This window comes from Nocardia pseudovaccinii NBRC 100343 (assembly GCF_001613225.1).
Classification (GTDB): Bacteria; Actinomycetota; Actinomycetes; order Mycobacteriales; family Mycobacteriaceae; genus Nocardia; species Nocardia pseudovaccinii.
In genome coordinates, this window is sequence record NZ_BDBY01000302.1 from 1 (window position 1) to 2,129 (window position 2,129).

The window sequence follows — 2,129 nt, forward strand, 5'->3', positions numbered from 1 at the left end:
AGTTGACCGATGACCGAGATCCTGTTGAAGCTGTCCACCCGGCCCCAGCCTTTCTTGCCGTTCGTGCGCGAGCGATTGGAGGTCGACGCCAAGGAGATCATCGCCCGCTATCCGGAGCCGCGCTCGGCGCTGCTACCGCTGCTGCATCTGGTGCAGTCCGAGGAGGGCTGCGTCACCGGAACCGGCATCGAGTTCTGCGCCGAACAGCTGGGCTTGACCGGTGCGGAGGTCACCGCGGTAGCGACCTTCTATTCGATGTACCGGCGCACTCCCACCGGCGACTATCACGTCGGCGTCTGCACCAACACGCTCTGCGCGGTGATGGGTGGCGATGCCATTCTCGAAGCCCTGCAGCGCCGACTCGGCATCGGGCACGGCGAGACCTCGGCGGACGGGTCGATCACCCTCGAGCACATCGAGTGCAATGCCGCCTGCGATTTCGCGCCGGTGGTGATGGTCAATTGGGAGTTCTTCGACAACCAGACCCCGGAAACGGCTGCCGCACTGGTGGATTCGCTGCGCCGCGGCGAACAGGTGACACCCACGCGCGGTGCGCCGCTGTGCACGTTCAAGCAGACCGCGCGCATCCTCGCGGGCTTCCCGGACGAGCGCCCCGGGGTGCTCGACGGTGCGGCGGGCGAAGCGACGCTGGCCGGTCTGCGGGTTGCGCAGGAACAGAATATGCAAGCGCCGGAACCGAAGCCGGGCGAGGAGTGAACATGACACTGACTCCCGTACTCACCCGGAATTGGGACGACCCGCAGTCGTGGACCATCGAGCACTACCGCGGCCACGACGGCTATCAGGCCATCCGCAAGGCCTTGCGGATGGAACCCGATCAGGTCATCCAGACCATCAAGGACGCCGGTCTGCGCGGACGCGGCGGAGCGGGCTTTCCGACCGGGATGAAATGGAGCTTCATCCCGCAGGGCACGGGCCCGGACGGCGTCACCAAACCGCACTATCTCGTGGTCAATGCCGACGAGTCGGAACCCGGTACCTGCAAGGACATTCCGCTCATGCTGGCCACCCCGCACACCCTCATCGAGGGCGTCATCATCGCGGCGTATGCGATTCGGGCGGCACACGCGTTCATCTATGTACGCGGTGAGGTCGTGCCGGTGCTGCGGCGGCTGCAGGCCGCGGTCGCACAGGCGTACGCGGCCGGATTCCTCGGGAAGAACATTCTCGGGTCCGGCTACGACCTGGAACTCATCGTGCACGCCGGTGCCGGTGCCTATATCTGCGGTGAGGAAACCGCGCTGCTGGATTCGCTGGAGGGGCGGCGCGGTCAGCCTCGACTGCGGCCACCGTTCCCGGCCGTCGCGGGTCTGTATGCCTGCCCGACGGTGGTCAACAATGTGGAATCCATTGCGAGCGTGCCGCCCATCATCCTGAACGGCACGGCCTGGTTCCGGTCCATGGGCAGTGAGAAGTCCCCGGGCTTCACGCTGTACTCGCTGTCGGGGCACGTCGCCCGGCCGGGGCAATACGAAGCGCCACTGGGCATTACGCTGCGCGAACTGCTCGGCTATGCCGGTGGTGTGCGCGCCGGACATCAGGTCAAGTTCTGGACGCCGGGCGGATCGTCGACGCCGCTGTTCACCGACGAGCACCTCGACGTGCCACTGGACTACGAGGGTGTGGCCGGAGCGGGATCCATGTTGGGCACCAAGGCATTACAGATCTTCGACGACACCACCTGTGTGGTGCGTGCGGTGCTGCGCTGGACCGAGTTCTACGCCCACGAATCCTGTGGCAAATGCACACCCTGCCGCGAGGGCACCTACTGGCTCGTCCAACTACTGAAGCGGATCGAGGCGGGACGCGGCACCGAATCGGATCTGGAGAAGCTCCTCGATATCAGCGACACCATCAACGGCAAATCGTTCTGCGCACTCGGCGACGGTGCGGCCAGCCCGATCATCTCCTCGCTGAAGTACTTCCGCGAGGAATACGTCGACCATCTGCGGCTCGACGGCTGCCCGTTCGATCCCGCGCGATCCACCGCCTGGGCCGAAGGAGTCAAATGAGTACAGCATCGCGCAGCGATTCCGTGGGGGGTGGCGGCCGGGTGACTGGGCCTGCCACTGTGAATACCAATACCAGCGGACTCGTGCCCGCTGACC

General features: G+C 65.6%; 2 protein-coding genes. Both read left to right on the plus strand.

The genetic code is table 11. The annotated features are described in order from the left end of the window. The first annotated feature begins 9 nt into the window (after nt 1–9). A complete protein-coding gene (gene nuoE, locus NP3_RS35555; protein WP_063046112.1) occupies nt 10–717 on the plus strand; it encodes an NADH-quinone oxidoreductase subunit NuoE in 708 nt (235 codons plus the stop codon). Between the two features lie 2 nt (nt 718–719). Next, on the plus strand, nt 720–2,033 hold the full coding sequence (gene nuoF, locus NP3_RS35560; protein ID WP_063046113.1) for an NADH-quinone oxidoreductase subunit NuoF: 1,314 nt from the start codon (nt 720–722) through the stop codon (nt 2,031–2,033). Nucleotides 2,034–2,129 lie beyond the last annotated feature (96 nt).

Bases quoted from the DNA above. Each gene is read 5' to 3' on its own strand.
- nuoE (WP_063046112.1), top strand. From the start codon at position 10: ATGACCGAGATCCTGTTGAAGCTGTCCACCCGGCCCCAGCCTTTCTTG.
- nuoF (WP_063046113.1), top strand. From the start codon at position 720: ATGACACTGACTCCCGTACTCACCCGGAATTGGGACGACCCGCAGTCG.